Here is a 3,679-nt window from a genome sequence, read left to right on the forward strand (position 1 = left end):
GCGGGGAAGCTCTCCCCGGCCGCCGCGCTGACCAGGTGCTGGATCGTGTCGAGGTCGACCTCGGCCGGCTGGGCCGTCAGCGCGTCGTGCGCGATGCCGTGCAGGTCGCTCAGATCGCCGGCTCCGTCGTCGTCCAGCGCCAGTACGGTCGCGCCCGCCCGGCGCGCGTCCCGGACCCGTTCCAGCAGCCCCGCTCCCGGCTGGTCCGGGGCGACCATGAGAAGGGTCTCCCCACGTCCCGCCGACTCGATCCGGCGCAGCCCGGTCGAGAGGTGCGCGGGGGCGGCGGGCGGAACCCGGTGCCGTACGAGCGTGGGGGACAGCTCGGGCAGCCCGGACCAGGCGGCCTCGTCGTCGAGGTGCGCGGCCAGGTGCCACGGCTCGTACGACGCGGTCCCGATCAGCAGCAACCCGCCCCGGCGCGATGTGACCGAGGCGCGCAGCGAACCGGCGAACCGGCGGGCGGAGGTCACCCACTCGGTTCCGGCGAGCACTTCCCGCAGTTGTGCGACGCGAACGGCATCCATGGCCCGGCATGATGCCGCAACGGGCCGTACGGGGCAGGTGGTTCGGTCGTGGTCACCCGTACGGATGTGACGGGCCGGCCCGGTGAGGGAGTCCGGCGGGTGCCGCAGCGGTACTTGGGCACGGGGCTGACCGTGGGCGCCGTCAAGGCCTGACATCACACTCCGCACGTGATCACCTTCACCAACCCGGACTGCGGCGGTGAAGGAAACAGGGTGGCAGGATCCCCGTATGTCATCCTCCGCAGCCAACGCCACCGGCCCAGCCGACGCAGCCTCCGACGCGACTTCAGCCGCCGCCCCGAAGAAGGACCCCTGGGACCTGCCCGACGTCTCCGGGCTCACCGTCGGCGTGCTCGGCGGCACCGGCGATCAGGGACGCGGGCTTGCCTACCGGCTGGCCAGGGCGGGCCAGTCCGTGATCATCGGCTCGCGTGCGGCGGACCGCGCCCAGCAGGCCGCCGGTGAACTGGGCCTGGGTGTCGAGGGAGCGGAGAACGCCGAGTGCGCCCGCCGCTCCGACGTGGTGATCGTCGCGGTGCCGTGGGACGGGCACGCCAAGACGCTGGAGGCGCTCCGCGACGACCTGCGCGGCAAGCTCGTCGTGGACTGCGTCAACCCGCTCGGCTTCGACAAGAAGGGCGCCTACGCCCTCAAGCCCGCGGAGGGCAGCGCCGCCGAACAGGCCGCCGCTCTGCTCCCCGACTCCCGCGTCACCGCCGCCTTCCACCACCTCTCCGCCGTGCTGCTCTCCGACGCCGAAACCGAGGAGATCGACACGGATGTGATGGTGCTCGGAGAGGTGCGCGAGGACTGCGCGATCGTGCAGGCGCTGGCCGGCCGTATCCCGGGGATGCGCGGCGTCTTCGCGGGCCGGCTGCGCAACGCGCACCAGGTGGAGTCGCTGGTGGCCAACCTCGTCTCGGTCAACCGCCGCTACAAGGCGCACGCGGGCATCCGTCTCACCGACATGTGAAGGGCTCTGCGGTGATGGGGGAGAATGACCGGGCACACGCCCGGTCCCGCCGTCTTCTGGAGACGTCTTCCATGTCCGCCCCCGCCTCCGCTCCCCGCTCGCGCCGGGTGATCGCCCGCTGCGCCACCCTCGTCTGTGCGCTCGCCGTGGCCGCGGCGGTGCTGTCCTTCGTGAAGGGCAGCTGGCTGGGCGTGGTGTGGGTCCTGCTGGCGGGCCTGTCCTCGAACATGGCCTGGTACTACGGCCGCCGGGCGCGGCAGGCGCGTACCTCCGCGGGCACAGCCGCGGGCGCTACAGCGGCGGAGTGACGGAGAGCTCCGGCTCGCCCTGCCAGAAGCGGAAGTAGTCGTAGCCGTAGCTGACGTCCAGGTCCGAGACGTTCAGCGTCCGCATCACGTTGCTGATCGCGTCCCAGAAGACCCCGTTCACCGCCGGGATCCACAGGCAGCCGAAAACGACCAGCAGACCGAACGGCGCGAAGGGTTCCGCCTGGCGCCGTGCACCCTCGGAGAGCCACGGTTCCAGCACGCCGTAGCCGTCCAGACCGGGCACCGGCAGCAGATTCAGGATGGCCGCGGTCACCTGCAGCATGGCCAGGAACGCCAGCGCGTAGCGGAAGGCGAACGGCACCCCCGCCATGGCGTCCAGCCAGAACGGCGCGGTCAGCACGGCGGCGAAGAGGGCGTTGGTCAGCGGGCCCGCGACCGAGATCAGGCTGTGCTTCCAGCGCCCCGGGATGCGGCCGCGTTCGATGTAGACCGCGCCGCCCGGCAGTCCGATGCCGCCCAGGACGACGAAGATCACCGGCAGCACGATGCTCAGCATGGCGTGGGTGTACTTCAGCGGGTCCAGGGTGAGATAGCCCTTCGCGGCGACGGAGGTGTCCCCGCCGCGAAGGGCCGTGACGGCGTGCGCGTACTCGTGCAGACAGAGCGAGACGATCCAGCCCGAGACGACGAAGAAGAACACCGCCACACCGGTGACCTCGGCCAGACCCCACCAGACGGCCACCCCGGAGACGGCCATGGTCGCGGCGAGCCCCAGAAAGACGGGGCTGATGCGGTGGTGGTCGGGGTGGGTGGAGGTGCCGGTCATGGGGGGAGACCGTACCCGGGGCCGGCCCCGGTGGGCGAACTCCCCCCGCTTACCCCCGCCTTCGCCGGCCTCGCGTCACGCCTTCCTGCGGAACTTGGCGATCGCCATCGGTGCCGTGACCGCGGTAAGCCCGGCCGACCACACCAGTGTCCACAGCACCGGGCCGGCGACCGCGCCCTGCCCCAGCATCAGTCCACGGGCCGCGTCGGCCACATGGGTCAGTGGATTGAAGTCCGTGAAGGTCTCCAGCCAGCCCGGCATCGTCTGGGTGGGAACGAAGACCGAGGAGCCGAACTGCAGGGGCATCAGCACCAGGAACGACACACCCTGCACACCCTGCGCGGTGTTCATGGTCAGGCCCAGCAGAACGAAGATCCACATCAGCGAGGCGCCGAACACGGCCGTCAGCCCGATCGCCGCCAGCAGTCCCGTCCAGTGACCCTGGAGGTCGAAACCGACCAGGAAGCCGACGACGAGCAGCACGAGGATGGCGACGAGCATCCGCCCGACCTCCACCACGACCTTGGCGACCAGCACCGAGGAGCGGGCGATGGGCATGGAACGGAAGCGGTCCATCACGCCCTTGCGGAAGTCCTCGTTGACGCCGGTACCCACCGCCATGGCGATGTTCATGCTCATCATGGCCATCATGCCGGGCACCAGGTAGTCGGTGTAATTCTCGCGGCCGCCGCCCGAGCTGCCGCCGATCGCGCCGCCGAAGACGAAGACGAACAGCAGGGTGAAGATGATGGGCATCAGTAGTGCGTCCATCATCGACTCGGGGTCCTGCTTGATCTGCAGGGCATTGCGCCGGACAAGGGCGCCGATGTGGCGGACACCGCCCCTGATCCCGATCCGGCTCTCGTCGCGGCTCCGACGCCCCGCGGGCGCGGGGTCCGTCGACGGCTGGGTGGGCGCGGCCGTGGCCTTGGCAGCGGTGCTGGTACTCACGCCGCCACCTCCTCGAACTGGTTCTCGTCGTCCTGATGAGTGGCCTTCTGGCCGGTGATGGCCAGGAACACCTCGTCCAGGCTGGGCAGATGGGTGGTGATGTCGGCGATCGTGAAACCGCGGGCGGCCAGCA

At 70.7% G+C, this 3,679-nt stretch carries 5 protein-coding genes and 1 pseudogene; 2 read left to right on the forward strand and 4 right to left on the reverse strand.

The features are described 5' to 3' along the window. Nucleotides 1-527 (reverse strand): hypothetical protein (locus ACRDP3_RS06305; protein ID WP_431515825.1); only part of this gene is annotated, 527 nt, incomplete at its 3' end. Nucleotides 528-756: 229 nt separating this feature from the next. Here ACRDP3_RS06305 and npdG point away from each other — a divergent pair. Then, a complete protein-coding gene (gene npdG, locus ACRDP3_RS06310) occupies nucleotides 757-1,500 on the forward strand; it encodes an NADPH-dependent F420 reductase (RefSeq protein WP_431515826.1) in 744 nt (247 codons plus the stop codon). 71 nt (nucleotides 1,501-1,571) lie between these two features. Further along, nucleotides 1,572-1,808 carry a hypothetical protein gene (locus ACRDP3_RS06315; RefSeq protein WP_431515827.1) on the forward strand — a complete coding sequence of 79 codons (237 nt, stop codon included), beginning with the start codon at nucleotides 1,572-1,574 and terminating at the stop codon, nucleotides 1,806-1,808. Here ACRDP3_RS06315 and ACRDP3_RS06320 read toward each other — a convergent pair. The 3 genes and pseudogenes from ACRDP3_RS06320 to ACRDP3_RS06330 form a co-directional block, all read right to left on the reverse strand. After that, nucleotides 1,792-2,595 (reverse strand): site-2 protease family protein, encoded by an 804-nt coding sequence (locus tag ACRDP3_RS06320; RefSeq protein ID WP_431515828.1) that lies wholly within the window; start codon nucleotides 2,593-2,595, stop codon nucleotides 1,792-1,794. The two genes, ACRDP3_RS06315 and ACRDP3_RS06320, sit on opposite strands and share 17 nt — an antisense overlap. A 75-nt stretch (nucleotides 2,596-2,670) precedes the next feature. Then, on the reverse strand, nucleotides 2,671-3,546 hold the full coding sequence (locus ACRDP3_RS06325; RefSeq protein WP_431515829.1) for an ABC transporter permease: 876 nt from the start codon (nucleotides 3,544-3,546) through the stop codon (nucleotides 2,671-2,673). Further along, nucleotides 3,543-3,679: pseudogene (locus ACRDP3_RS06330) on the reverse strand (daunorubicin/doxorubicin resistance ABC transporter ATP-binding protein DrrA); the annotation flags it as partial. The pseudogene ACRDP3_RS06330 and the gene ACRDP3_RS06325, both read right to left, overlap by 4 nt.

This window comes from Streptomyces sp., assembly GCF_050698815.1.
GTDB lineage: Bacteria > Actinomycetota > Actinomycetes > Streptomycetales > Streptomycetaceae > Streptomyces.

Coding starts and splice junctions, on each gene's coding strand:
- ACRDP3_RS06320 (WP_431515828.1), bottom strand. CDS start 2,595: ATGACCGGCACCTCCACCCACCCCGACCACCACCGCATCAGCCCCGTC.
- ACRDP3_RS06315 (WP_431515827.1), top strand. CDS start 1,572: ATGTCCGCCCCCGCCTCCGCTCCCCGCTCGCGCCGGGTGATCGCCCGC.
- npdG (WP_431515826.1), top strand. CDS start 757: ATGTCATCCTCCGCAGCCAACGCCACCGGCCCAGCCGACGCAGCCTCC.